General features: G+C 72.1%; 23 protein-coding genes. 13 read left to right on the top strand and 10 right to left on the bottom strand.

Going from position 1 to position 25,342, the window contains the following annotated elements; all coding sequences use genetic code 11:
- Window positions 1-5: 5 nt before the first annotated feature.
- Window positions 6-860 carry a uracil-DNA glycosylase gene (locus tag ACFSE6_RS04350; protein ID WP_465254121.1) on the top strand — a complete coding sequence of 285 codons (855 nt, stop codon included), beginning with the start codon at window positions 6-8 and terminating at the stop codon, window positions 858-860.
- 21 nt (window positions 861-881) lie between these two features.
- Here ACFSE6_RS04350 and ACFSE6_RS04345 read toward each other — a convergent pair whose 3' ends face one another.
- From ACFSE6_RS04345 to ACFSE6_RS04335, 3 genes are read right to left on the bottom strand one after another with little or no spacing between them, the layout of a single operon-like run.
- Window positions 882-3,272 (bottom strand): glycoside hydrolase family 31 protein, encoded by a 2,391-nt coding sequence (locus ACFSE6_RS04345; RefSeq protein WP_388002540.1) that lies wholly within the window; start codon window positions 3,270-3,272, stop codon window positions 882-884.
- Between the two features lie 39 nt (window positions 3,273-3,311).
- Window positions 3,312-3,980: a Maf family protein gene (locus tag ACFSE6_RS04340; RefSeq protein WP_388002537.1), complete on the bottom strand. Its 669-nt coding sequence runs from the start codon at window positions 3,978-3,980 to the stop codon at window positions 3,312-3,314.
- Window positions 3,977-5,665 carry a DUF885 domain-containing protein gene (locus ACFSE6_RS04335; protein ID WP_388004006.1) on the bottom strand — a complete coding sequence of 563 codons (1,689 nt, stop codon included), beginning with the start codon at window positions 5,663-5,665 and terminating at the stop codon, window positions 3,977-3,979. Before ACFSE6_RS04335 ends, ACFSE6_RS04340 begins: the two co-directional genes overlap by 4 nt.
- Before the next feature lie 165 nt (window positions 5,666-5,830).
- On the opposite strand from ACFSE6_RS04335, the gene ACFSE6_RS04330 reads away from it, so the two are divergent.
- The gene (locus tag ACFSE6_RS04330) at window positions 5,831-6,172 is read left to right on the top strand and encodes a hypothetical protein (RefSeq protein WP_388002534.1); all 342 of its coding nucleotides are present in this window, start codon (window positions 5,831-5,833) and stop codon (window positions 6,170-6,172) included.
- A gap of 87 nt (window positions 6,173-6,259) precedes the next feature.
- On the opposite strand, the gene ACFSE6_RS04325 is transcribed toward ACFSE6_RS04330, so the two are convergent.
- The 6 genes from ACFSE6_RS04325 to ACFSE6_RS04300 form a co-directional block, all read right to left on the bottom strand.
- Window positions 6,260-7,099 (bottom strand): carbohydrate ABC transporter permease, encoded by an 840-nt coding sequence (locus ACFSE6_RS04325; protein WP_388002531.1) that lies wholly within the window; start codon window positions 7,097-7,099, stop codon window positions 6,260-6,262.
- Window positions 7,100-7,101: 2 nt separating this feature from the next.
- On the bottom strand, window positions 7,102-8,034 hold the full coding sequence (locus ACFSE6_RS04320) for a carbohydrate ABC transporter permease (RefSeq protein WP_388002528.1): 933 nt from the start codon (window positions 8,032-8,034) through the stop codon (window positions 7,102-7,104).
- On the bottom strand, window positions 8,031-9,440 hold the full coding sequence (locus ACFSE6_RS04315) for an ABC transporter substrate-binding protein (protein WP_388002525.1): 1,410 nt from the start codon (window positions 9,438-9,440) through the stop codon (window positions 8,031-8,033). The genes ACFSE6_RS04320 and ACFSE6_RS04315 overlap by 4 nt, the downstream gene beginning before the upstream one ends.
- A gap of 177 nt (window positions 9,441-9,617) precedes the next feature.
- Complete coding sequence (locus tag ACFSE6_RS04310) at window positions 9,618-11,093, bottom strand: mannitol dehydrogenase family protein (RefSeq protein ID WP_388002522.1); 1,476 nt, start codon at window positions 11,091-11,093, stop codon at window positions 9,618-9,620.
- A gap of 87 nt (window positions 11,094-11,180) precedes the next feature.
- A complete protein-coding gene (locus ACFSE6_RS04305) occupies window positions 11,181-11,528 on the bottom strand; it encodes an acyl-CoA carboxylase subunit epsilon (protein ID WP_388004003.1) in 348 nt (115 codons plus the stop codon).
- An 85-nt stretch (window positions 11,529-11,613) separates the two neighbouring features.
- Window positions 11,614-13,155 carry an acyl-CoA carboxylase subunit beta gene (locus ACFSE6_RS04300; RefSeq protein WP_388004000.1) on the bottom strand — a complete coding sequence of 514 codons (1,542 nt, stop codon included), beginning with the start codon at window positions 13,153-13,155 and terminating at the stop codon, window positions 11,614-11,616.
- A gap of 280 nt (window positions 13,156-13,435) precedes the next feature.
- Here ACFSE6_RS04300 and ACFSE6_RS04295 point away from each other — a divergent pair, with 280 nt between their 5' ends.
- The 6 genes from ACFSE6_RS04295 (at window position 13,436) to ACFSE6_RS04270 (ending at window position 18,888) form a co-directional block, all read left to right on the top strand.
- Window positions 13,436-13,951 (top strand): DedA family protein, encoded by a 516-nt coding sequence (locus ACFSE6_RS04295; protein WP_388002519.1) that lies wholly within the window; start codon window positions 13,436-13,438, stop codon window positions 13,949-13,951.
- A 75-nt stretch (window positions 13,952-14,026) separates the two neighbouring features.
- Window positions 14,027-14,827, top strand: a complete 801-nt coding sequence (locus ACFSE6_RS04290; protein ID WP_388002516.1) for a biotin--[acetyl-CoA-carboxylase] ligase — start codon at window positions 14,027-14,029, stop codon at window positions 14,825-14,827.
- A 76-nt stretch (window positions 14,828-14,903) separates the two neighbouring features.
- On the top strand, window positions 14,904-16,031 hold the full coding sequence (locus ACFSE6_RS04285) for an adenylate/guanylate cyclase domain-containing protein (protein WP_388002514.1): 1,128 nt from the start codon (window positions 14,904-14,906) through the stop codon (window positions 16,029-16,031).
- A gap of 134 nt (window positions 16,032-16,165) precedes the next feature.
- Window positions 16,166-16,858 (top strand): response regulator transcription factor, encoded by a 693-nt coding sequence (locus tag ACFSE6_RS04280; protein ID WP_388002512.1) that lies wholly within the window; start codon window positions 16,166-16,168, stop codon window positions 16,856-16,858.
- A 6-nt stretch (window positions 16,859-16,864) separates the two neighbouring features.
- On the top strand, window positions 16,865-18,193 hold the full coding sequence (locus tag ACFSE6_RS04275; RefSeq protein WP_388002510.1) for an ATP-binding protein: 1,329 nt from the start codon (window positions 16,865-16,867) through the stop codon (window positions 18,191-18,193).
- 2 nt (window positions 18,194-18,195) lie between these two features.
- The gene (locus ACFSE6_RS04270) at window positions 18,196-18,888 is read left to right on the top strand and encodes a lysoplasmalogenase family protein (RefSeq protein WP_388002508.1); all 693 of its coding nucleotides are present in this window, start codon (window positions 18,196-18,198) and stop codon (window positions 18,886-18,888) included.
- Here ACFSE6_RS04270 and ACFSE6_RS04265 read toward each other — a convergent pair.
- Window positions 18,866-19,405: a GtrA family protein gene (locus ACFSE6_RS04265; protein WP_388002506.1), complete on the bottom strand. Its 540-nt coding sequence runs from the start codon at window positions 19,403-19,405 to the stop codon at window positions 18,866-18,868. The two genes, ACFSE6_RS04270 and ACFSE6_RS04265, sit on opposite strands and share 23 nt — an antisense overlap.
- Before the next feature lie 34 nt (window positions 19,406-19,439).
- Between ACFSE6_RS04265 and ACFSE6_RS04260 the strand changes: the two genes are divergently transcribed.
- The 5 genes from ACFSE6_RS04260 (at window position 19,440) to ACFSE6_RS04240 (ending at window position 25,341) form a co-directional block, all read left to right on the top strand.
- Window positions 19,440-20,585, top strand: a complete 1,146-nt coding sequence (locus tag ACFSE6_RS04260; RefSeq protein WP_388002504.1) for a 5-(carboxyamino)imidazole ribonucleotide synthase — start codon at window positions 19,440-19,442, stop codon at window positions 20,583-20,585.
- 111 nt (window positions 20,586-20,696) lie between these two features.
- On the top strand, window positions 20,697-21,224 hold the full coding sequence (gene purE, locus ACFSE6_RS04255; RefSeq protein WP_388002503.1) for a 5-(carboxyamino)imidazole ribonucleotide mutase: 528 nt from the start codon (window positions 20,697-20,699) through the stop codon (window positions 21,222-21,224).
- A complete protein-coding gene (locus ACFSE6_RS04250) occupies window positions 21,225-22,217 on the top strand; it encodes a hypothetical protein (protein ID WP_388002501.1) in 993 nt (330 codons plus the stop codon).
- A 17-nt stretch (window positions 22,218-22,234) separates the two neighbouring features.
- Window positions 22,235-24,142 (top strand): glycosyltransferase, encoded by a 1,908-nt coding sequence (locus ACFSE6_RS04245; RefSeq protein WP_388002499.1) that lies wholly within the window; start codon window positions 22,235-22,237, stop codon window positions 24,140-24,142.
- A gap of 23 nt (window positions 24,143-24,165) precedes the next feature.
- Complete coding sequence (locus tag ACFSE6_RS04240; protein ID WP_388002497.1) at window positions 24,166-25,341, top strand: DUF6716 putative glycosyltransferase; 1,176 nt, start codon at window positions 24,166-24,168, stop codon at window positions 25,339-25,341.
- The last annotated feature ends 1 nt before the right edge of the window (window position 25,342 follow it).

Below are 25,342 nucleotides of genomic sequence, written 5' to 3'. Positions count from 1 at the left end.
ATGGCCTGGTGGACCACACGACGAGCACGGATCCGCCGAAGCTGCCGCATCCGCTCACCGGGGTGCCGTTCGCCTCGCCGGTGCCGCCGGGCAGCGGCTGGCCGGACGACCCGGCCGATGCGGGCACGCCGGTCGCGCACAGCGCGGACGAGGTGGTCGATCTCGCCCGGTCGGCCGCGGACGTGGCCGAGCTCGACGCCCGGGTCTCGGTCTGCCGCGCCTGTCCGCGGCTGGTGGGCTGGCGCGAGTCGGTCGCCGTCTCGGGCCGGCGGGCGGGCTTCGCCGACCAGCCCTACTGGGGCCGCCCCGGTCCAGGGTTCGGCGACGCACGGCCTCGCCTGCTCGTCGTCGGACTGGCCCCGGCCGCGAACGGGACCAACCGCACGGGCCGGATGTTCACCGGAGACCGCAGCGGTGACTGGCTGTACGCAGCCCTGCACCGCGCCGGTTACGCGAGTCAGCCGACGTCGCGCCATGCCGGCGACGGTCTGGAGCTGACAGGTGCGCGCATCGTGGCGGCGGTGCGCTGTGCGCCGCCCGCCAACAAACCGACTCCGGAGGAACGCCGAACCTGCGGGCACTGGCTGGACCGGGAGCTTGAGCTCGCCGCACCGACGGCGCGGTGCCTGCTCGCCCTCGGCGCGATCGGCTGGGACGCCGCCCTGGCCGCGGCGCGCCGGCTGGGCTGGACGGTGCCGCGCCCGAAGCCGCGCTTCGGGCACGGCGCCGAATCTCACCTGATCACTCCGCAGGGGCGTCGGCTCCGCCTGCTCGGGTCCTACCACGTCAGTCAGCAGAACACCTTCACGGGAAAGCTCACCGAGGAGATGCTCGACGCGGTGCTCGCCCGCACGCGCTGACTGTGGCCGGTCCGACGGAGCTCACGCCCGGGCGAGGAAGACCTCGCTGAGCGCGTTGACCATCTCGGGTGCCAGCCCGAGGGCCTGCATACCCGACAGCCGCGATGCCACCGGGATCGGCGCGGTGAGCAGGCGGTACAACCGGTTCTTCGTCTCGTGCCCGATCCGGGCACGGTCGATGCGGCGGAACAGCTCGGCGTCGACCGGATTGTCGTGCAGGACCGGGGACGGGCCGACATCGACGACCACCCCGGAGGTGAGCGGCACGTCGGGAACGGTGATCGAGCACCGAGCTGCCGGAGCGAGCCGGCCGGCCGTGTCGCCGCGCACAGGGGCTGTGTCGGACGCAGTCTCGAGCCGTGAACCGTCCACCTGCGCACCGCCGATCTCGACCTGCACGACGTTCCCGGCCAGGGCCGGGAACGTCACTGTCCAGGTTCGCCGCCGCGGGAGGACGGACGTCTCGCCCTCCGGCGGCGCGATGCGCAGTCGGCCGGTGGCCTGGTCGAATCGAATGGTCGTCCCGGCGAGCGCACCGCCGGCCGTGTCGTCGTCCTCGACGAGAACGAATTCCCCGTCTGCGCCGACGACGACCACAACCTCGACGTGCTCGGGATTGACCGGCTCGTTGCCGAGCGACCGGGCACCGTCGGTCGGCACGATCGCGCCCGCCGGCGCCAGGACCGGCACGCTCGCCAGGTCCCGGTGCATGACGATCTCCCGGCCGCCGTCGTAGACGAGTTCGGTGAGCAGGTCGACCCAGGTGCCCTCCGGTAGCCAGGTCCGCACCGAACCGAGCTGTGTCACCTCGTCGTGCGGGCTCGTGATCGGGGCGAGCATGACCTCCGAGCCGAACAGGAACTGGTCGGAGCGCTCGTACGCCTCCGTGGTGCCCGGATGGGCATGGTAGAGCGGGCGAACCAGTGGCGTCCCGGACGCCGCGCGGTGGTTCATCGTGTGCAGGTAAGGCACCAGGCGGTGCCGGAGCCGGAGGAAGTCGTCGATCACCCCGCGCACCGGTTCCTCGAAGCTCCACGGCTCCTTCGTCAGGAACGGATTACGTCCCGAATGCAGTCGTAGGACGGGGGAGAAAGTGCCGAGCTGGACCCATCGCGTGGTGAGTTCGTCGTCGCGTACGCCCCCGAAATGCCCGCCGATGTCGTGGCTCCACCAGCCGTACCCGACGTTGGCGGCGGTTGCGGTGAACGCGACCTGGAAGGCGAGTGAGTCCCAGGAGATGACCGTGTCACCGGAGAAGCCGACCGGGTAGCGGTGCGAACCCGGACCGGCGTACCGGGACAGGATCAGGCCACGGCGTTCATCTCGCGCCGAGTCGATGAAATGCAGGTGGTTGAGGACCCACAACGGATCGACCCCCACCAATCGCGTGTGCTCACCCTGCTGCCAGTCGATCCACCAGAAGTCCACGCCCTGGGCCTCGAGATCACGGTGCATGTCCAGGTACGCCTCGGCGAAGCGGGCGTCTGTGATGTCGAACGGGATCGGCGTTCCGTCGGGCTCGCGGCCCAGTGCCCGGGCCATCGCCGGGTACGGGGCCTCGAAGGAACGCACCCCTTCGGCCGGGTGCAGATTGAGCGTGACGCGCATCCCCTGATCGTGCAGCCACGTCAGGAACGCTTCCGGATCAGGGAAGAGCTCCTGGTTCCAGGTGTAACCGGTCCAGCCCACCCCGTGCTCCGGGTCGATCTCGGTCAGGTGCCAGTCCATGTCGATGACGCTCACCGAGATCGGCACCTGTTCCGAGCGGAAGCGCCGGACGACCTCCTGGTAACTCTCGGTCGTGTAGGGATAGAAGCGGCTCCACCAGTTGCCGAGGGCGTACCGCGGCAACACCGGGGGGAGGCCCGAGACGGCGTAGAAGGCCTGCAGTGCGTCGGAGACGTCGCGGCCGTAGGCGAAGACGTACACGTCGAGACGGCCGGGGCGGCGGGTGCCGATCCACTCGCCGTCGAAGAGAAAGGACTCCGAGTCGTCGATCACGGCGATCCCGCGCCGCCCGGCCACGCCCGGACCCAGCGGGACCGCGCCATCGGCGTTGTCGAGCGTTCGGGCGGTGCCGCCCAGGTCGTCCGACGGCTGCCCGTAGCGCCAGACCGCGTCGATCGGGCCGCGGACGGCCACGCTCAGGCCGTTGGCGGAGAAGGGCTGCCGGTCGTAAGTGACACGCAGACGCGCCGTCGTCAGTTCGAGGTGCGTGCCTGCGTCGGAGACCGTGAAGTCCGGGACCGGAAGTCGGCGGTTGATCGCGAAGGTCGAGGCGCGGTCCTCGAACGCCCCGTCGGGGGAGAACTCGAGGCGGATCAACCCGTCGGTCAGCACGGTCAGCCGGTAGTGATCGCCGGCGACGACGGCTTCCGTGCTCGCCACCGGATCCGCGTGCTGTATGCGCATACATTCACGCTACCGCGCCACCGGTGCGTCGGCTGCCTCTCAGCGTTCGCGCCAGAAGTCGGTGATCGCCAGGCCCAGATCGCCGAGCAGCTCCCGCAGCAGAGGCAGGCTCAGGCCCACCACGCCGTGATGGTCGCCCTCGATGCCCCGGACGAACGGGCCGCCGAGCCCGTCGACGGTGAACGCACCGGCCACCCGCAACGGCTCGCCGGTGGCCACGTACGCCTCGATCTCGCCGTCCGTGACGTCGGCGAAGTGCACGGTCGTCGACGACGTGGCTGCCGCTGTCGCGCCGTCGGCCCGGATCAACCAGTGGCCTGTGTGCAGGATGCCGGACCGGCCCCGCATGGAGCGCCAGCGGGCCGTCGCCTCCGCGACGTCGGCCGGCTTGCCGACCACGGCGCGCTCGCCGTCGGCGGCGGTCATCTCGAGCATGGAGTCGCAGCCGACGGTCACGGTCGGTGCCGTGCCGTCGACGGTCGGCGCGCGGCCGCGCACGTCCTCGGCCTTGGCACGCGCCAGGAGCAGGACCTGGTCGGCGGCCGGGACAGGCCCCGAGCCCGCGGCCTCGGCCGCGGCGGCGGCGCGGGCGAGGACGGCCGGCTCGTCGACGTCGGAGACGGCCACCTGCGGATCCAGGCCGGCGCTGCGGAGCGTCGCCAGCCGTGCGGGTGAGGCGGAGGCGAGCAGCAGGACGGGTGCGCTCATCCGGCCAACGCCTGCCGCAGCACGTCGAGACCGACCGAGCCCAGGTCGAGCGCGCGCCGGTGGAAGGCCTTGAGGTCGAACGTCTCACCGCGGGACTCGGCGTCGGCGCGGGCGCTGTCGCGGATCTCCTCCCACAGGCGTTGGCCGATCTTGTAGCTCGGCGCCTGGCCGGGCCAGCCGAGATAGCGATCGAGCTCGAACCGCAGGAAGCCCTCGGCCATGTTCGCGTTCGCCGCCAGGAACGGCCACGCCTTGTCCGCGTCCCAGATCCCGCCGCCCCACTGCTGCGGTGCCGGCTTGCCCAGGTGGACACCGATGTCGAGGACCACGCGGGCGGCCCGCAGCCGCTGGCCGTCCAGCATGCCCATCCGGTCGCCCGGGTCGTCGAGGAATCCGAGGTCGGCCATGAGGCGTTCGGCGTACAACGCCCAGCCCTCGCCGTGCCCCGAGACCCAGGAGGCGAGGCGGCGCCAGAGGTTGAGCAGCTCGGAGCGATAGACCGTCTGCCCCACCTGCAGGTGATGGCCCGGCACGCCCTCGTGATAGACGGTGGTCTTCTCGCGCCAGGTGGCGAACTCGGTGACGCCCGGCGGGACCGACCACCACATCCGGCCCGGCCGCGAGAAGTCCGCGCTCGGCCCGGTGTAGTAGATGCCGCCGGTCTGCGTCGGGGCGATCCGGCACTCCAGGCGCCGGACCGGGTCTGGGATGTCGAACCGGGTGCCGGCCAGCGCCGCGACGGCCTCGTCCGACGTCGTCTGCATCCACGCACGGAGCGCGTCCGTGCCGTGCAGCATGCGGCTGCGATCCTGGTCCAGACGCGCCATCGCCTCCGTGATGTCGGTGCCGGACCCGTACAGGTCGTCCGCGACCTGCTGCTGCTCCGCGACGATCCGTTCCAACTCGGCCAGACCCCACTCGTACGTCTCGTCGAGATCGACAACGGCGCCGAGGAAGTACCGGGACCACAGCTCGTATCGCTCGCGGTCCGCGGCGTCCTGCCGCGGTGCGTCCGGAGCCAGCTCCTCGCTCAGCACGCAGGCGAGATCGGCGTAGGCCTGACGGGCGTCGGCGGCGCCGCGCGCGAGGTCCGCGGCGAGCGACGGCGGTGGCACGTTGCCGTCGGGACGCGCCTGAGTCGTGAACGCGGTGAAGAACGAGGAGTCGGCGTCGGCGAGTTCCTCCGCCTGGTGCAGGCACGCCCGCACCTGCCGCAACGGCGCGACGTGTCCCGCGCGGCGGGCAGCGCGCAGGGAGGTGGCGTAGCCCTCGAGTGCGGCCGGCACCGCGGCCAGACGCGCGGCGATCGTCGCCCAGTCCTCCGCGGTGTCCGTGGGCATGAGGTCGAAGACCTCGCGGACGGACTGGAGCGGTGAGGCGATGACGTTGAGCTCGCGCTGCAGCTCGCCGGCCTCCGCGAGCTCGATGAGCAGGCCGAGTCGTTCCCGCATGGCAGCGTGGGTGACCACGTCGACGTCGTCCACCGGCGGGGTGTGCGACAGGCGGCGGACGGTCTCCCGGTGCAGCTCCGTCTGGGCGGCGATGCCGTCCGGGGAGAGGTCCGGCAGCTCGTGGTCGTGACCGGGCAGGCCCAGTTCGGTGGCGGTGAGGGGATCGAGTGCCGCCAGGCGTTCGACGTATGCATCCGCGACGGCGTCGGTCGGTGTGCTGGCGCGCGCGGACATCTGGCTCACGCGCCGAGCCTAGCGCCGTGACCTGGACATGCACGCGACATGCGCCCACACGCCGGCCTCGGGGATGTGTGACGGCGGCCGGTACCGGCTGGCCGCGGTGGCGACGATCGGTCGCCCGGGTGAGACTGACGGTGACCGTTCGAGGGGGAGCACATGGTGAGCGACAGCCTGATCAGCCAGGTCCATGAGGGTATGTCGGTCCGTGACGCCGATGGTGCGGACGTGGGCACCGTGCGCGAGGTACGGATGGGAGATCCCAAGGCCGCGACGCCGGCCGGGCAGGAGCCGCGCCAGGGGTTCTTCGGTGCCGTCGCCGAGGCGCTCGTCGGGAGCGATCTGCCGGAGCAGGCGCGTGAGCACCTGGCCCGCACGGGGTACGTGCGCGTCGACGCCCACGGCCCGTTCAGCGGCAGCCGGTATGTCGCCGGTGATGAGATCGCCGCGGTCGACGGCGAGACGGTGGGCCTTGCGGTCCCCGAGGAGCGGTTGTTGCGCTGACCGCGCATACGGACCGGTGGCGTGGCATGGCGTGGCAGGGCACCCAGGGCAGGGCAGGGAAAGGGCCTGGCCGGCCTCGATGCTCGCCTACTTGATGGCACCCATGGACAGCCCGCGCACGAGCTGCTTCTGCGCGATCCATCCGGCCAGGATCACCGGGAGGGAGGCCAGGATCGCGGCGGCGGACAGCCGCGCCAGGAACAGGCCCTCACTGGTCATCGTCGAGGTGATGAACAGCGGCACGGTCGCAGCGCGGGAGGCCGTGAGGTTCAACGCGAAGAAGAACTCGTTCCACGCGAAGATCACGCAGATCAGCGCTGTCGCGGCGATCCCCGGCGCCACCATGGGCAGCAGGACCGACCGCAGGGTGCGCATCAGTCCGGCGCCGTCCATCGAGGCCGCCTCCAGCACTTCGACCGGGATCTCCTGGAAGAACGAGCGCATCATCCACACCGCGATGGGCAGGTTCATCGCGGTGTACAGCACCACCAGGGTCCAGATGTTGTCGAGCACCCGCAGCTGCCCGGCGATGACGTAGATCGGCACGATGACGGCGACGACCGGGAGCATCTTGGTGGAGATGAAGAAGAACAGCACGTCGCTCACGCGCTTGACCGGCCGGATCGACAACGCGTACGAGGCCGGGATCCCGAGCAGGAGCACCAGTAGCGTGGAGACCCCGGTCGCGATCGCCGAGTTGCCGACGTAGACCGCCGACCCGCCCTCGATGACGGCGCGGAACTGATCGAGTGTGGGCGTGAACACCCACGTCGGCGGGCTGGAGGACGCCTGGTTCTCCTGCTTGAACGCGGTCATCGCCAACCACAGGACGGGGAAGAAGAACGCCAGGGCGAGCAACCACGTCACGGTGGTCAGCGCCACGCCCACGCCGCGGCGACGTGGTCCGGTGTACGTCTGTGCGGACATGGTCACTCCCTCACGTCGAAGCTGCGGAAGATGAGGCGCAGTGCCAGCGTCGCCACGATGATGGTGGCGATGACGACGACGACGCCCATCGCCGCGGCCTGACCGATGTCGAAGCCGAGGAAGGCGCGTTGGTAGATGTAGAAGGGCAGGTTGGCGCTCTCGGTGCCCGGCCCGCCGGCCGTCATGATGTAGATCTGGTCGAACGTGTTGACCACGTAGATGATCCCCAGCAGCACCCCGAGCTCGATGTAGCGCCGCAGCTGCGGCAGCGTGATCGAGACGAAGGTGCGCCACCAGCCGGCGCCGTCCATCGCGGCCGCCTCGAGGACGTCGCGCGGCTGGGCCTGCAGGCCGGCGAGCACGAGCAGCATCATGAACGGCGTCCACTGCCAGACCAGCGCCATGAGGATGGAGACCACCGGGTAGGTCGAGGTCCAGTCGACGGAGGGGATCCCCACGAGCGAGAGCGTCCAGTTCAGCAGGCCGTAAGTCGGGTTGAGCATCGCCACCGACCACAGCACTGAACTGGCCACCGGCATGAGCAGGAACGGGGTGATGAGCAGCGTGCGGGCGAGGCCGCGCCCGGCGAACGGCCGGTCCAGCAACAGCGCGAGCAGGATCCCGAGCAGCATCGCCACCAGCACGCAGCCGAGGGTGATCACCACGGAGTTCGCCGCCGCCTGCCGGAAGGTCGCGTCCTGGGCGATCCGGACATAGTTGTCGAACCCGACGAAGAGGTCCGACTCGGGCCGCAGCAGGTTCCGTGAGCGCAGCGAATACCAGATCGTCACCAGGAACGGCACCTGGGTCACCACGATGGTGAAGATCAGCGCCGGCAGCAGCGGCGCCCGCCGGCGCCATCCCTCGGCGCGCGCCACCGCTCGGGCGTCCTGCGGGGAACGGGTGTGCGCCGGTGTCGCGACCGCCGCGGTCATCGTGACCCTCCTGCCTCGTCCTGGTAGGTCTCCGCGACCGCCTCCGCGTACAGCTGCGACTGGGCGAGAGCTTCCTCGACGCTGCGTTGGCCCGCGATCGCGGCGGACATCTGCTGGCCTACCCGCGTACCGAGATCCTGGAACTCGGGAATGCCGAGGAACTGGATGCCCGGGTAGGGGACCGGGGCGGCCATGGTGTTGTCCTGGGTCGCCTCCTCCATGGCCTGCAGGGTCTCCTCGGCGTAGGCGGAGGAGACCTCGGCGTACTCGGGGATCTCGTAGGTGGACAGGCGGCTCCCGGGCGGCACGCGCTCCCAGCCCAGTTCCTCGCCCACCAGGCGCATGTAGTCCGGATGGGTCATCCAGGAGATGAACTCCCAGGCGGCGTCCTTGCGTTCGGACGTCGTCGGGATGGCCAGTGACCAGCTGTACAGCCAGCCGCTCGCCTCCGTCTGCGCCACGGGCGCCGGCGCGTACCCCACGTCGCCGGCCACGGTCGAGGCGTTCGGGTCCTCGACGGAGGAGACCATCGACGTCGCGTCGTACCACATGGCCGCCTGCCCCTGGGTGAAGCGGGTCAGGCAGTCGCCGAAGCCGGCCGTCGCCGCGCCCGGCTCGCCGTACTGCCGGACGGTATCGACGTACATCTCGACCGCCTCGCGGACCTCGGGCGAGTCGAGCCGGGCGTTCCAGTCCTCGTCGAACCACTGCCCGCCGTAGGTGTTGATCACCGTCGACATCGGAGCCATGTTCTCGCCCCACCCGGCCAGGCCGCGCAGGCAGATGCCGGCGAAGTCGTCGCCCTCGTCCAACTCGGCCGCGAGCTCACGGACCTGGTCCCAGGTCGGCCGCTGCGGCATCTCGATCCCGCGCTCGTCGAAGATGTCCTCGCGGTAGGCCAGGAAGGAGGACTCGCCGTAGAAGGGGACGGAGTAGAGGTCACCGTCGTACGAGAGCGCCTCGCGCACGCTCGGGACGAAGTCCTCCGGCGCGTACCCCTCGGTGGCGTCGGCGTAGGGCTGGAGGTTCTCGATCCAGCCGTTCTCCGCCCACATCTGCGTCTCGTAGTTGGAGATCATCACGACGTCGAACTCGCCGCCGCCGGTGGCCACCGATGCGGTGATCTTCGCGCGGGCCTCGTTCTCCGGCAGTGAGACGAACCGCACGTCGATGCCGGGATGGTCAGCACGGAAGTGATCCTGCAGCGCGATGGCGTCCTGCATCTGCGGGTTGGAGACGATCGCGACGACGATCTGCTCGCCGTCCGTGTTGCCGGGCAGTGCTCCGGCGCCGGCACATCCGGCCAGGGCGGTGGCCGCGGAGAGGGCGAGGGCCACGGCCGTGCGTCGACGGCGTCTGCTCCCGGAGGTGCCGTCCGTCGGGCGGCGACCGGGTGGAGTGGGCATGCGGCCTCCTTCCGGTCAGGGCCTCGTCATCGAGGCACCGGACAACGCTGGGTGGCGGAAGGGGCGCCGGTTGCGAGACTAGCAGCGGTTCCGGCGTGCCAAGGCGCCGGTGGTGACGCTAACAGGCCGCGCCGCGCGCCGGTAGGGCCCGTTCCGGGCGCCGGAAGCCGCGACGGCTCAGGCGGTGAGGAGGCGCTCGACGGTCCGGTGGGCACCGTCGCGATGCAACGATTCCAGTGCTTCGCGGTACGTCGTGGTGAACCGCTCGTCCTCGATGAGGTCACCGAAGACCTCACGATCGCGCAGGAAGGCCAGCGGGTCCTCGCGCTGGGCGAGTGCCGCGGCGTGCAGCCGCTCGGCGAGCCGGTCGACGATCTCGATCGGCTCGCCCTGCTCGTCCACGCCCTCGTCGTAGCGCGCCCAGCCGGCCACGACGGTGGCCGCCCGGACGATCTCGCCGTCGGTGGCGAGGTTGTGGCGCACTACCGGCAGCAGCCACTTGGGGATGCGGTCGGAGGACTCGGCGCACAGGCGTGCCAGGGTGTCGCGCACGTGCGGGTTGGCGAACCGCTCGATCAGGGTGCGTTTGTAGTCGTCCAGGTCGATGCCCGGGACCGGTTGCAGCGTGGTCGTGGCCTCGCGGTCCATGTAGTCGAGGAGGAAGCGGGCGAAGACCTCGTCCTGGGCGACCTCGTGCGCGTACCGGTATCCGCTGAGGCGGCCGAGGTAGCACAGCGCCTGGTGGCTGGCGTTGAGCAGCCGCAGCTTCATCAGCTCGTACGGCTCGACGTCGTCGACGATCTGCACCCCGGTGTCCTCGTAGGACGGACGGGAGGAGGCGAAGCGGTCCTCGAGCACCCACTGGGTGAAGGGCTCTGCCACCACGGGCCAGGCGTCCTCGATCCCGAAGCGCTCGGCCACCATCGCGCGATCCTGCTCGGAGGTGACCGGGGTGATGCGGTCGACCATCGAGTTCGGGAACGGGACATGCTCGGTGATCCACGCGGCCAGCTCCGGATCCTTCAGCCGCGCGAAGGCGGTGAACACCTGGCGGGCGACGTCCCCGTTGCCCTGGATGTTGTCGCAGCTCATCACGGTCACCGGGGCCACGCCCCGGTCGCGGCGGCGGCGCAGCGCCTCGGTGATGAGCCCGAAGGAGGTGGCGGGGACCGCGCCGTCGGCGAGGTCGGCGACGACGGCGGGGTTCGCGGCGTCGAACTCGCCGGTGACGTGGTGGATGTTGTACCCGCCCTCGGTCACGGTCAGGGAGATGATGCGCACCTCGGGCGCGGCCATCTTCTCGATGACGGCCTCGGGGTCGTCCGGGGCCAGCAGGTACTCGATGATCGAGCCGATCACACGGGGCTCGAACGTGCCGTCCGGGTGCTTGAGCACGAGGGTGTACAGGCCGTCCTGCGCGCGCAGGGCGTCGCGCATCCGGGCGTCACCGGGCAGGACACCGACACCGCAGATCGCCCAGTCCAGCGCCTCGCCCTCGTTCATCAGCCGGTCGAGGTACATCGCCTGGTGGGCGCGGTGGAATCCGCCGACACCGACGTGGACGATCCCGGCCCGCAGCCGGCTGCGGTCGTAGGAGGGGACGGCGACCGTGCCCTCCAGCCGGGGGAGGTTCTCCTCGTTCAGTGCGGTCATCTCGCCTGCCTGTCCGTCGCGACCCGTGAGACGGGACGGACGCTACCAGCGCGACCCGGGGCCTCCCGCCGCGGCTCCAACACCTGGTCAGGGGTGGGCGGACCACCGCCAGGACCCCGTGCCGGGCTGCGGGGCGAGCCCCAGCCGGCGGCCGTGGTCGGTCCATCGGCTCATCACGGACGGCGCGTACTCGTCCGGGATGCCGCCGAGCTCGTCGCTGCGCGTCCGCGCCGCCACGATGCCGGCCACGAGTGCGGCGAGCTCGACCTCGTCGGGCCGGCCGTGCACCACGCGGACGGCCGGTGCACCGCCCGCCTGCGTCGCCGGACCGGCCGGATCCAGTCCGCCCAGGGCGGTGGCGACGACGTCGTCGTGACCGCCCCCGGACCACTCGGCAGGCGAGCCGGCCGAGACCGGCCGCTCGTCGGCGTCCATCAGTGTCACGGTGCCTCCTTGTCGGCCTGTGCCTCCCGGGACTCGGTCCCACCGCTCCGGGCGGCTTCCGTGCTCAGTCCGCTCCTCACAGTGGGATGTTCCCGTGCTTCTTGGCGGGCAACGACGCGCGCTTGGTGCGCAGCGCCCGCAGTGCCTTGGTGACCTGCAGCCGCGTCTCGGACGGGGCGATCACGCCGTCGACGTACCCGCGCTCGGCGGCGTCCCACGGGTTGACGAGGGCCTCCTCGTACTCGGCGACGAGCCGCGCGCGCTCGCCCTCGACGTCCCCACCCTCGTCGGCGACCTTCTTCAGTGCGCCGCGCTGGAGGATGTTCACCGCACCGGAGGAGCCCATGACCGCGATCTGAGCCGTGGGCCAGGCGAGGTTGACGTCGGCGCCGAGCTGTTTCGACCCCATGACGATGTAGGCGCCGCCGTAGGCCTTGCGGGTGATGACGGTGACCAGCGGGACCGTGGCCTCGGCGTAGGCGAAGATGAGCTTCGCGCCGCGCCGGATGATGCCGTTCCACTCCTGGTCCGTGCCCGGCAGGAAGCCCGGGACGTCGACGAACGTCAGCACCGGGACGTTGAACGCATCGCACGTGCGCACAAACCGCGCTGCCTTCTCCGAGGCGCTGATGTCCAGCGTCCCCGCCATCTGCAGCGGCTGGTTCGCGATGATGCCCACCGGGCGGCCCTCGACGTGACCGAAGGCGGTGATGATGTTGGCGGCGTACCCGGGCTGGACCTCGAGGATCTCGCCGTCGTCGACGACGTGCTCGACGACCGTGCGCATGTCGTAGGGCTGGTTGTCCGAGTCCGGCACGAGGGTGTCCAGCTCCTCGTCGGACTCGGTCACCTCGGCCGGCACGTCGTGGGGCCAGTTCGGCGGGTCGGAGAGGTTGTTCGCCGGCAGGTAGGAGAGCAGGGCACGGACGTAGTCGATCGCGTCGTCCTCGTCAGCGGCCTGGTAGTGGGCGACGCCCGAACGCTGATGGTGCGTGGCGGCTCCGCCGAGCTCCTCGAACGTCACGTCCTCGCCGGTGACCGTCTTGATGACGTCCGGTCCGGTGATGAACATGTTGGAGGTGCCCTCGGCCATGACCACGAAGTCGGTCAGCGCGGGGGAGTAGACCGCCCCGCCGGCGCTCGGGCCGAGGATGAGCGAGATCTGCGGGACCACCCCCGAGGCTGCGACGTTGCGGCGGAAGATCTCGGCGAACTGGGTCAACGCCGCGACGCCTTCCTGGATCCGCGCACCACCGCCGTCGGAGATGCCGATGAGGGGGACGCCGGTACGAAGCGCCATGTCCTGGACCTTGGTGATCTTCCTCCCGTGCGTCTCGCCCAGGGAGCCGCCGAAGACGGTGAAGTCCTGCGAGTAGACGCAGACCTGCCGTCCGTCGACGGTGCCGTATCCGACGACGACGCCGTCTCCGGGGATCCGGCGTTTGTCCAGCCCGAAGTTCGTCGAGTGGTGGGTGGCGAACGCGTCCAGCTCGACGAACGAGTCGGGGTCGAGCAGGGCCTCGATGCGCTCGCGGGCGGACTTCTTGCCGCGCCCGTGCTGCTTGTCGATCGCGGCCTGCGCCGGGGCGGTCAGACCCGTGGCCACCCGCTCGGCCAGGTCGGCGAGCTTGGCCGCCGTGGAGGAGGTGGGCGCCGCGGTCGTCGCAGCGTCTGCCGCCGCCGCGGTGGCGTCGGCAGGCGGCGTCGGGGTGGACGGGGTCGGGCTGGCTGGTTGCTCGGCGCGGGGCCGGTCGGTGTTCGGCGCGGTCACGGACGTCAGCGTAGTTGTCGCATGTCCACCGATCGCTGCGGGAGCCAGGCGTGTTACCGGGGTCACTGTTGTGGAGAGCCGACAAACCGCGACCCTAGACTGACCGGGTGCGAGAGGGCGGACACCGGTGAGTGGCCTGTTCTCCGGATGGCCCTATCCGGTCGCCGTCGCCGCGCTCTTCGCCATCGCCTTCCTCCGCGGCGGCCTGACCTACCTGCTCGGTCGCGCGGTCGAACTCGGCGCGGCCCGCACGCGGGTGGCGCGGCTCATGCGCACCCCGGCGTACCGGCGCGCCCGCCGGGCCGTGAGCCGCTGGGGCGCGCCCGTCGTCAGCATCTCCTTCCTCACCGTCGGGTTCCAGACGCTGGTCAACGTGGCGGCCGGGGTCGCCCAGATGCCCCGCCGGCGGTACGTCCCGGCGCTGGCCGTGGGGGCGCTGCTGTGGGCCTTCCTCTATGCGACCGTCGGATTCGTCGCGTTCGCCGCGGTCAGCGCACTCTATGACCGGTCCCCGGCGCTCGCGCTCGGGGCGTCGGGGGTGGCGGTCGGTGTGCTGGGCTGGTTCGTGCTGGCACAGGTGCGCTCCGCTCGCCGCGACCCTGACCCATCCGTGTCCGCCGGTGAGGAGCCGGTGGGCGAGTAGGGCCGATCGGGGTAGGAGAGGGGCAGGTCGGGGAGCGGGTAGGAGAACGGGACAGCAGGTGAAAGAGTGCTACCCGTGGACAGTCCGTTCGCCCGCGTGGTGCGCCTGGGGCGCACCGGCTCGACCAACGCCGACCTGCGCGCGGCGGCGCTCGCCGACCCACCCGCCTGGCCGCACGGCGCCGTCCTCGTCGCCGATCACCAGGATGCCGGCCGAGGCCGGGCCGGCCGGACGTGGCAGACGCCCGCCGGGACGGCGCTGACGGCCTCCGTGCTGCTGCGGCCGGGCGTGCCGGCCGAGACGTTCGGGTGGTTGCCGCTCCTCGTCGGTCTGGCCGTTCAACGCGCCACCTCGGCGTTGGTCCCCGGAGCCGGCGTCTCGGTCAAGTGGCCCAACGACGTCGTGGCCGCCGGCGCCGGTGACGACGACGTCGAAGGTTGGGGCCACGTCCGCAAACTGGCCGGCATCCTCGTCGAGGTGCTCCCGACGCCGCCCCCGGCCGCCGTCGCCGGCATCGGGGTCAACGTCGCCCAGTCCGCGGGGGAGCTGCCGGTGCCGTGGGCGACGTCGCTGCGGCTGCTCGGCAGCCGGGCCGAGGTGCCCGAGGTGCTGGACGCGGTCGGCGGCGAGCTCATGCCGCTGCTGCGGCGATGGTCCGCGGCGGGCGGCGACGTCGAGACCGCCGGCCTGCACGCGGAGGTCTCCGCGGCCTGCACGACTCTGGGGACCGACGTGCGCGTCGATCTGCCCGGCGGGTCGGGACCGTCGGGCCGCGCCGTCGGGCTGGACCGGAACGGCCACCTGCTGGTCGACACCGGCGAGGCGGTGACCGCCGTCGCCGCGGGCGACGTGCACCATCTCCGTGCGGCCGGCTGAGACCCCGCCGGATCCGCTCGGCGGGCTCCCTGACTGCGTCCAGCCGGCTCCCAGTGGCCAGCACTACCCTCGAGGTGTGAGCGAGAGTCCGGCACGTCATCCCTGGGACGGCGAGGTCACCGTCGACGACCACACCGACCCGGGTGGCGCCTCCACGGCCGATCCCGGTGTGGACGACATCGGTGAGGCCTCGGGCGCGGACGATTCCTCCGTGCGCGGATCCGTCGAGCAGCTCCTCGGCGGCTCCCGCCGGTACACCATCGTCGAGCTTGCCGAGAAAGCGGGCGTCAGTGTCGACTTCGCCCGGACGTTCTGGAAGGCCATGGGCTTTCCGAACGTCAAGGACGATGCGGTCGCCTTCGGCGACATCGACGTCAACGCCCTGCGCGTCATGGGCCAGCTCATCTCCGATGAGCGCATCGACACGACGACGGCGATCTCGTTGCTGCGTGCCCAGTCGCACACCACGGACCGGCTGGTGCTGTGGCAGACCGAGGCCCTGGTGGACGGGATCGCCCGTCAGCTCGGGCTCGACGACGTCTCCGCCCGCCTGGTCGTCCTCGACCGGCTGCCGGAGATGGTCGACGTCCTGCAGTCCCAGCTGACCTACTCCTGGCGGCGCCAGCTCGCCGCGCTCATGGTGCGCACCGAGGCCGAGGTCACCGGGACGGGCCGGCCGGACACGGATCCGTTCCACATGCCGCTTACCCGGGCCGTCGGGTTCGTCGACATGGTCGCCTACACGCGCCGCTCGACCGAGCTCGGCTCGCAGGCACTCGCGGACCTGGTGCAGACCTTCGAATACACCTCGCGCGACGTCATCACCACACACGGTGCGCGGGTGGTCAAGACCATCGGCGACGCGATCCTGTTCGTCGCCGACGAGCTGACCACCGCCGCCGACGTCGCCAGCGACCTGCTCGCGGCGCTCCAGCGCAAGGAGAACATGCTGCCGGTGCGAGCCTCCGTCGTATGGGGCGGGGTCATTTCCCGGCACGGTGACATCTTCGGCCCCACTGTGAACCTCGCCTCCCGGCTCGTCGACGTCGCCCCGGCCGGCTCGATCCTCATGGACGCGGCCAGCGCGCAGACCCTGGCGCGGACGTCGGCGGCCGGGAGATTCACGATGGTCCCGCGCGCGGTCGCGGAGCTGCAGGGGCTCGGTCAGGTCTCGCCGATCGAACTGCGGCGACTGCCCCGGTGACCTGAGCGGCGCGCCACCGCCCGGGGAGCGCGGCCATGGCGCGGGCAGGGCGGCCACCAGCGGCGATGGCACCCTCCGCACGCAATCATGGCGATGTTTGACCTGCTCTTGAGAATCTGGCTTAGACTCGCCGCGTGACCAATGTGCTGCTCGTCGAGGACGATCCCGCCATCGCGGAGCCCCTGGCTCGGGCGCTCGGGCGCGAGGGCTACGACGTCCGTCCCCACGGCACCGGTAAGGGGGCCATCGAGGATCTCGCCGGCGGTGTCGATCTCGTCGTCCTGGACCTGGGCCTGCCCGACATGGACGGCCTCGACGTGGCGCGCCACATCCGGGGCCAGGGCATGTCGGTGCCGATCCTCGTGCTGACGGCGCGCGCGGACGAGGTCGATCTCGTCGTCGGTCTGGACGCCGGCGCCGACGACTACGTGACCAAGCCGTTCCGGCTCGCCGAACTCCTCGCCCGCGTCCGCGCGCTGCTGCGCCGGGCCGGCGGTGACGTGACGGAGGACGACGAGCTGTCCGCGAAGGACGTGCGGGTGGACGTCGCCGCCCACCGTGCCTTCCGCGGCAACCGCGAGATGCACCTGACCGCGAAGGAGTTCGACCTGCTGCGGGTGCTCGTGCGCGACGCCGGGTCGGTGGTCAGCCGCGAGACCCTCATGCGGGAGGTGTGGGGCACCGACCCGACCGGCTCGACCAAGACCCTCGACATGCACGTGTCCTGGTTGCGCCGCAAGCTCGGCGACGACGCCAACGACCCGAAGTACATCACCACGGTCCGCGGGATGGGGTTCCGCTTCGAGTCCACCAGCGCCGACGGGTAGCGCGCCGTGCGCCGTCGCGCCGTTCAGATGATCACCGTCGCGGTCACCGTGGCGGTGCTCATCCTCGGCGTCCCGATCGCCGTCTTCGGCGGCTTCATCGTCTGGGAGAACGAGAACGCCACGCTGGACCTGCGGGTCTCCTCCCTCGGGCGTTCCGTGGAGCGTCGGATCAACCTGCCCGAGGACCTCGACTCCTCGATGCTCGAACCGTGGGTCGGCGGCGGGGGGCAGCCCCCGGCCTCGATCATCGTGCGCGGCCCGGACGGCTCCGAGTACCGCGCCGGGCCCGCCATCGACGGGCGAGTGCTCTACTCCTCGCAGATCACCCCCTCCGGCGCCACGGTCCGCATGGAGATCGACGCCGCGGCGGTGCAGTGGCGCGTCGTCCAGGTGGTGATCCTCGTCGTCGCCGGCGCGGCGATCGCCCTCGCCGTCGGCGTCGTGGTGGCGCGCCGCCAGGCGCGCGCGCTCTCGGCACCCCTGATCTACCTGGCCGCCTCCGCGGAGCAGCTGGGCTCCGGTCAGGCGCGGCCCCGGTGGGAGACCTCCGGGATCGAGGAGATCGACCTGGTGGCGGCGGAGCTGGTGCGCAGTGCCGACCGGATGGCCGGGCGCCTGGCCGCGGAGCGGCAGTTCGCCGCGGACGCCTCGCACCAGCTGCGCACCCCGTTGACGGCGCTGTCGATGCGGCTGGAGGAGATCCTGGCGCTGGCCGAGCAGGAGGAGGTCCGGGAGGAGGCCCGGGTTTCGCTCGAGCAGGTCGAACGGCTCACCGGCGTGGTCGAAGATCTCCTCAAGTCCTCACGGTCCGGGTCCGGCGGGACCACCGAGGCCGTCCACCTCGACGAGGTGTTCGCCCAGCAGGAGGAGGAATGGGCGCCGGCGTTCGCGCGGGCCGGCCGGCCGCTGGTGTTCGAGGACGCCGCGAAGATCTCGGTGCTCGCCACCCCAGGATCGCTCGCACAGGTCCTCGCGACCCTCATCGAGAACTCGCTGAAGTACGGCGACGGCACCACGACCGTGCGGGCCCGGGCGTCCGGGAAGGGCAAGAACAGCGGCGTGTTCATCGACGTGCTGGACGAGGGGGAGGGCGTCAGCGACGAGGTGGCGCCGGACATCTTCACCAAGCACGTCTCGGGCGGCTCCGGGACCGGCATCGGGCTCGCGCTCGCCAAGGACCTCGTCGCCGCCGACGGCGGGCGCCTGGAGCTCAGCCAACGCCGTCCGCCGATCTTCACGGTCTTTCTCAACGCGCTCCCGGCCAGTCTCGACCCGGATGTGGTGCTACCGCAGGGCGGACTGGTCACGGTCGGGCGGCGGCGCCGGCGGCGGTGAGCGTGAGCGGACCGAGGAGCGCGTGGACACGTCCGGTGTGGCACGTCTTCGCCGTCCTGGCGGCCGTCCATCTCGCCGCCCAGCTCGCCGACCGGTCCGCCCTGGCCGACCTCACCCAGGTGCTGCTCATGCCGGCACTGGCCCTCGCCGTCGTCACCTCCGGGGTGCGCGGGCGAATCGTCCGTGATGTGCTGCTGGCTCTCGCGCTGTCCTGGCTGGGCGACAGCCTGCCCAAACTGCTGGCCGGCGACGTCGCGTTCGTCGTCATGCTCGGGTGCTTCCTCCTGGCGCTGTCCGCCTACAGCGCCGCGTTCTACCCGCTGTGGCGAGCCGCGCCGCCGGCCGGCCTGTCCCGGTTCTGGCCGATCGCGATCTACGCCGAGGTCGCCGTCGTCATCATCGGTCTGTGCGTCCTGGCCGGCGGGATCCTGGTGCTGCCGGCCGCGGTCTACGCCGTCGTGCTCTGCGTGACCGCGGTCCTGGCGACCGGGCTCGGTGTCTACGGGACCGTCGGTGGTGCGTTGTTCGTGGTCTCCGACGGCTTGATCGGTGTGCGCGACCTCGCCGGAGTGACCATCCCGCTGGACGGTTTCCTCGTCATGTCGACCTACATCGCCGCCCAGGCGCTGCTCGTCGCCGGCGCCCTGCGGGCCGCCCGCCGGGGCGAGCCGATCATCTCCGAGCCGGGCCGGTGAAGACGAGGTACCGGTAGCAGACGTAGCGGAAGGCGGTGCCGAGCACCAGGCCGACGCCGTTGGCGGCGATGTTGTCCGCCAGCGGCGAGGTCAGCCCCAGGGCGTAGTGGCTGACGGCGAGGCAGCCGACGGCGATGAGCATGCCGCCGATGTTCACGGCGACGAACAGCGTGAGTTCGCGTCGCCGTGCCGTGCGGCGCGTGGCGGCGAACGTCCAGCGCCGGTTGCCGATCCAGGCGAACAGGACGGAGACGGCGACCGAGACCACCTTCGCCGTCAACGGCCTGTCACCGAGCAGCTCGCCCGGTCCGAAGCGCAGCAGGTTGAACAGGCCGACATCGACGACGTACGCCATCCCACCGACGGCACAGAACCGCAGCACCTCGGCCAGCCACGCCCCGAGGCTCTGGCCCCGCCGCAGCCGCGTCGCGAACCCCGCCGGTGCGGTCGCCCGGGCGGGGGCGTCCGGTCGGTCCGCCGTCACGGGCGCGGGGGCGGGCGGATCGGACCTCGTCACGCGGCCCAGCGTAACGAGGTTAGGCTCGGTGCTCGTGAGTGCACCCGTGGTCGCCGTCGTCGGTGGGGGCCAGCTGGCCCGGATGATGCAGCAGCAGGCAATCGCGCTGGGGATCCATCTGCGGGTCCTCGTGGAATCGCCCACGGTGGCGACGGCGCAGGTCGTGCCGGACGCCCCGGTCGGTGCGGCGTCGGACTCGGCCGCGGTCCGCGGCATCGTGGACGGCGCCGCGGTCCTGACCTTCGAGCACGAGCACGTCCCGGGTGACCTGCTCGGTGCGCTGGTGGCCGACGGCGTCCCGGTGCGGCCGGGCCCGGACGCACTCGTGCACGCCCAGGACAAGATCGTCATGCGGCGCCGGCTCGGCGAGCTCGGGGCGCCCTGCCCGGCGTGGGCGGCCGTGGCCACCCCGGCCGAGCTCGACCGGTTCGGGGACGAGACGGGCTGGCCGGTGGTGGTCAAGACCGCCCGCGGCGGCTACGACGGCAAAGGGGTGCGCGTCGTGGCCTCCGCGGCCGAGGCGGTCGACTGGCTGGACGCGCTCGAACCCGGGCAGCACCTGCTCGCCGAGGAGCGGGTGCCCTTCGTCCGCGAGCTCGCCGTCCTCGTCGCGCGGCGGCCCAGTGGTGAGGTGCGGACCTGGCCGGTGGTGCAGACGGTCCAGCAGAACGGGGTGTGCTTCGAGGTGCTCGCCCCGGCGCCGGATCTCGACGAGGAGACCGACCGGCGGGCACGGGAGATCGGTGAGCAGATCGCCACCGGCCTGGACGTCACCGGCGTGCTCGCCGTCGAGATGTTCGAGGTCGAGGCCGTCGGCAGGCCCGGACTGGTCGTCAACGAGCTCGCCATGCGGCCGCACAACTCCGGCCACTGGACGATCGACGGCGCCGTGACGAGCCAGTTCGAGCAGCATCTGCGCGCGGTCCTGGACTGGCCGCTCGGTGCCACCGAGCCGAGGGCGTCGCACGCGGTGATGGTCAACCTCCTCGGGTCGGAGCTCACCGACCCGCGCAGCGCCTACCCGGAGCTGATGCGCCGGTTCCCGGACGCCAAGGTGCACCTGTACGGCAAGGAGGTCCGACCCGGGCGCAAGCTCGGGCATGTGACCGTCACCGGCACGGACCTCGAGGCCGCCCGCCGGACCGCGCACGGCGCGGTCGCGCTGCTGCGCGGGGACTGATGCGCGCACAGGATTGACGAGTCGGCACAGGATTGACGAGTCGGCACAAAGTTGACGAGTCGGCGGTGGGAGACTGGGCGTGGAGACGTCGGCGAACCAACGGAGGAACAGATGGCTGCAGCGGTCGGGATCGTCATGGGGTCGGACTCCGACTGGCCGGTGATGCGTGAGGCCGCCGACGTGCTGGCCGAGTTCGACGTCGAGACCGAGGTCGACGTCGTCTCCGCGCACCGCATGCCGCAGCAGATGCTCGCCTACGGTGAGCAGGCCGCCGAACGGGGACTCCAGGTGATCATCGCCGGCGCGGGCGGGGCCGCCCACCTGCCCGGCATGCTCGCGTCTGTCACTCCGCTGCCGGTGATCGGCGTCCCCGTCCCGCTCCAACACCTCGACGGCATGGACTCCCTGCTGTCCATCGTGCAGATGCCGGCCGGGGTGCCGGTCGCCACCGTCTCCATCGGCGGAGCGCGGAACGCCGGCCTCCTCGCCGCCCGGATCCTCGGCGCCGGGACCGACGAGACCGCGCAGGCCGTGCGCGAGCGCATGGCCGGCTTCCAGGGGGACCTGCGTGCCAAGGCCGAGGAGAAGGGCGCGCGGCTGCGGGCGCAGCGGACCAACCGCGTGGGCTTCGGAGCCTGAGTGGACGCACGCGGACTCGTCGAGTCCCCGCTGCAGCTCCTCGGCGCCGTCGAGGCCCATGCGGCGGGGCTGGCGGGTGAGCGAACCCGGATCCACGTCCGCACGGACGTCCCGGCGCTCGACGACGCCCGCCGCACGCTTGAGGAGGTCGGCCTGCCGGACGGGCTGAGGTTCTTCATGTCCGGGCCCCGGGTGGCGTTCGCCCGGGGCGAGCCGGTCGAGCTGGTCGGCGACGCGTTCTCCGGGCTCTACCAGGCAACCTCGTTGCGCCGCCGTGACCCGCAGCGCGCGGTCCTCCTCGACGACGGCCTCGCCACGGTCGAGCTCGCCCGTATCCTCGCCACCGCGGGCACGCCGGTGGTGCGCCTCGGTCCGCGGCTGCCGTGGGCGCGGCGAGCGCTGGGCGGCCTCACCGCGCGACGTCTCGCCGCGCTGGCCCGCAGCGGGCGGCTCGTGCTCTTCACGGCCATGCCCCTGGAGCCCGACGTCATCGGCGCGCTCGAGGCACGGGGAGTACGCGTCGTCGTCAACGCCTTCGCCTGGCTCGCCGGCGCCGAGCTGCCCGGCACACCGCCGGTCGAGCGCACGCTCGTCATCGGCTCCGGGATGGTCGCCGACGGTCTCGTCGACGCCGACGCCTACCTCGGCTGGCTGCGCGAGCTCGCCGCCGACGGCGCGGTGCGCTACTTCCCGCACCGGCGTGAGACCCGCGCGTTCCTGGACCGGCTGGGCGAGGTGCGGGGTGTCGCCGTGGACGAACCGGGCGCACCGGTCGAGCTCCGACTGCAAGGCCTGCGCGCCGGGCAGCGGGTGGTCGGGCTGCCCTCGACGTCCTCGGTGCTGCTGACCCGCATCCTCGGCCCCAAGGGCGTGAGCGTCGAGCCGCAGGACGTGCCCGAGGCCTGGTGGACTGCCGCAGCCACGCCGGCGCTGCGCAGTCATCTGCGCAGCGTGCTCACCATGGCGGCGGCGGCCCGGACGGCCCAGGACTGAGCGAGGGGGAGGCGAAGGTGGCGAGACCCCGGATCTCCGTCGTCGTGCCGGGACGCGACGTCGCCGAGTACGTCGCGGACGCGCTGACCAGCCTGACCCGTCAGGTCGAGGATCCGGACGACCTCGAGGTCGTCATGGTCGACGACGGCTCCCGCGACGCGACGCCGGAGATCGTCGCCCGTTTCACCGGCCGGATCCCCCGGTTGACCGTTCTGACGAACGAGACCCCGGTCGGCCTCGCCAGCGCCCGTAACCAGGGCATCGCCGCGACCACCGGTCGGTACCTGGCCTTCCTCGACGCCGACGACTGGCTCGCCCCCGGGCACCTGACGTACGCGGCGGAGGCGATGGAGGAGCTCGCCGTCGACATCCTCCGGGTGGACCACACCACCGTCGACGGGCGACGACGGAGCCTCCGCCGAGCTCCGCAGGCCAGGCGGTCGGTGGCCCTCGACCCGCGCACCGGCATTCTCCCGACGGCCGAACGCACCATGGTCGACTACCCGTACGCCTGGGCCGGCATGTTCCACCGGTCCCTCGCCGAGGACGGCCTGCTGCGGTTCCCGGACGGCCTGCGCACCGCGGAGGACCGCCCGTGGATCTGGCGCCTGTTCCTCCGCGCCGGCTCCTACGCCGTCGTCGACGCGCCGGGCATCTGCTACCGCCGCGGCCTGCCGGGCTCCCTCTCCCGCACCACGGACCTGCGCCAGCTCGACGTCATCCCGGCCCTGCGGCAGACGATCGACTTGGTCGAGGACGACCCCGACTCCGACCGCTTCCTGCCCAAGCTCGTCCGCACCGTCGTGGACCTGCTCAGTCACCACCTGCGCCGCTCGGCCCGGATGCCTGCCGGTGCCCGCGAGTCGCTGCGCGCCGGGGCCGGCACGCTCCTCGGGCGCCTGCCGCGTGACCTCCTGGCCCACGAAGCGGCACGGACCCACCCGGGACGTGCCTGGGTGCTGCACGGACTTCTGCCCGCGCCGGAACGAGGCCGCCGGCACGGTCTGCCCGAACGGTACGTGCGGACCCCGGTGCCGCCGCCCCCGCCTCCGGCACCCACCGACCACGTCGTCGTGCTCGGTGACCGGCGGGACACCACCGTCCTGACAGCCGCCGCCGAGGCCGGCCTGCTCGACGGTGCGCCGGTGCACGTCCTCGCCTCCGGCGAGGTTCCGGGCTTCGCCTGGGACCCGCGGTCTCACAGCGGCCCCGGTCGGGAGACGGAGACCGCCGGAGGCGATGACCTGGCGGCGTTGCTCGACCCGGTCGAACCGGCGGCGTGGCGCGCCGGGACCGCGGGTACCGCCGCGATGCTCGCACGCCTTTTCCATGTGCGCTGGGGACTCGGACCGCGCCCGCACCTCGTCGTCCCGTCCCTGCAGCATCCACCTGCGCGGACCCTCGCCGAGCTCCTCCCGGGGGCGAGCCTCACGCTCTGCTCGGCGCGCGCCGAGGTGTACCGTCCGGCTTCGGAACGGCTCCCGCCGGCGCTCGCTCAGCGACTCGCCGACGTCTGGCACAGCCCGGACCACGCCGAGCAGATCCCGTGGCTCTCCATCGAGTACGCCGTCCCCGCCCGAGCGTTCCCGGACATCGAGCGGACCGCCGCATCGCTCCCGGCCCCGGAGGCGCCGATGGCCCAGCTCGCCGCCGCGCTGGGGTACGTGGCGCGCCCGGACGATCTGCCGTGGCTGCGCGGTGACGCCGCGCGATTCCTCACCGCGTGCCCGGACCAGCAGCGGGAGCGGTGGTTCGATCCGGCACGGTTGGCGGCCCTCGACCTGCCCGGCGGCGGCCGGCGGACGGTCGCGGACCGCGGTCGCCGGGCCGCCGGGCGGGCGGTGCGTCATCCGGCCACCGGCTACCTGCTCGAGCGCAGCCGCCTGCTCCGTGCCCTCGACGCCGTGCGGTCCCGGCAGCCCTGACCGGCCGTGAGAGACTGCCCGGCGTGGTGTCCGTGCTCGCCGTCGTCGACAGCGACTCGTACCTGAAATGGGCGTGCAGCACACTGGACGCCCTCGACGACGGCACCGGCGGGATCAGCGCACGGTCCGTCGTCATCGTCCGCTCGCCGCTGGCGCCGACTCCGCCGCAGGTCGAGGCGGCGGTCGCCGGCACCGCGATCGCCGCGCCGATCCGGACAGGGCCGGGCGGGCTACGCCGCGTGGTCGCCCGGCACGTACCCGACGTCGTGCTCGTCGGAGCCACCGGCCCCGTGTCCGAGATGATCGCCCGCGCGTGTGCCGGGGCGGGCGTGCGGCCACGTCCGGTCCTGATCTCCGGTCTGCCGGGGATGGCGCTGCCCGCCACCGACTTAGGGGTCGCCTACCGGCGGTGGTCCGACGCGTTCATCGTGCACTCCCGCGCCGAGGCGGCCGCCTACCGGGATCGGTTCACCGCCCGGGGAGCGGAGCCGCGGATCGTGCTGTCCCGTTTGCCGTTCCTCCGTGACGGCGAGGCCGCCGGCAAGGTACGGCGGGTGGTGTTCGCCCCACAGTCGATCGTCCCGGCGGTCCGTCAGCAGCGGCTCGCCGTGCTCGCCGGCCTGGCCGACGTCGCGGCCGCCGGCTACGAGGTCGTGATCAAGCTCCGGGCGCGGGCCGGGGAACGGCAGACCCACAACGAGAACCACCCGTACGAGGTGCTGTGGCGTGCCGAGCACCACCGGCTCGGGCATCCCCACGCGGCGCTGCGGTTCGTCGACGGCCCGATGCACACCTGGCTCACGCCGGACGCCGCGCTGGTCACGGTCAGCTCGACGGCAGCCCTCGAGTCACTGGCCCTCGGCCTGCCCACCGTCCTGGTCAGTGACTTCGGGATCGCCGAGGAGCTGCTGAACGAGCCGTTCGCCGGCAGCGGCTGCCTGGCACCCCTCGTGGACGTGCCGGACCTGCTGGCCCGCGGCGGGCCACGGCCTGATCCCGACTGGCTCGAGCAGAACTATCTGCACACCGCGCCCTCCGAGCTGCCCCGGGCCGTGGCGGAACTGGCGGCGGCACGGCGAGCGGGCGCGCTGCCGACGCGGGACCTGCGGCCGATCTCGCGGGTGGGTCACCTGCGTACGCAGCTGCGTTCACTGCTGCCGGTCGGGCTGAGCAAGCGGCTGGCCCGACCCGCCCGCTGAC

This window comes from Georgenia deserti, from assembly GCF_042680605.1.
Classification (GTDB): domain Bacteria; phylum Actinomycetota; class Actinomycetes; order Actinomycetales; family Actinomycetaceae; genus Allobogoriella; species Allobogoriella deserti.
The sequence above is the reverse complement of the archived record's forward strand: the minus strand, read 5'-3'. Positions and strand labels throughout refer to the sequence as shown.

Bases quoted from the DNA above. Each gene is read 5' to 3' on its own strand.
- ACFSE6_RS04340 (WP_388002537.1), bottom strand. From the start codon at position 3,980: ATGAGCGCACCCGTCCTGCTGCTCGCCTCCGCCTCACCCGCACGGCTG.
- ACFSE6_RS04325 (WP_388002531.1), bottom strand. From the start codon at position 7,099: ATGTCCGCACAGACGTACACCGGACCACGTCGCCGCGGCGTGGGCGTG.
- purE (WP_388002503.1), top strand. From the start codon at position 20,697: ATGGCTGCAGCGGTCGGGATCGTCATGGGGTCGGACTCCGACTGGCCG.
- ACFSE6_RS04310 (WP_388002522.1), bottom strand. From the start codon at position 11,093: ATGACCGCACTGAACGAGGAGAACCTCCCCCGGCTGGAGGGCACGGTC.
- ACFSE6_RS04335 (WP_388004006.1), bottom strand. From the start codon at position 5,665: ATGTCCGCGCGCGCCAGCACACCGACCGACGCCGTCGCGGATGCATAC.
- ACFSE6_RS04305 (WP_388004003.1), bottom strand. From the start codon at position 11,528: ATGGACGCCGACGAGCGGCCGGTCTCGGCCGGCTCGCCTGCCGAGTGG.
- ACFSE6_RS04345 (WP_388002540.1), bottom strand. From the start codon at position 3,272: ATGCGCATACAGCACGCGGATCCGGTGGCGAGCACGGAAGCCGTCGTC.
- ACFSE6_RS04315 (WP_388002525.1), bottom strand. From the start codon at position 9,440: ATGCCCACTCCACCCGGTCGCCGCCCGACGGACGGCACCTCCGGGAGC.
- ACFSE6_RS04320 (WP_388002528.1), bottom strand. From the start codon at position 8,034: ATGACCGCGGCGGTCGCGACACCGGCGCACACCCGTTCCCCGCAGGAC.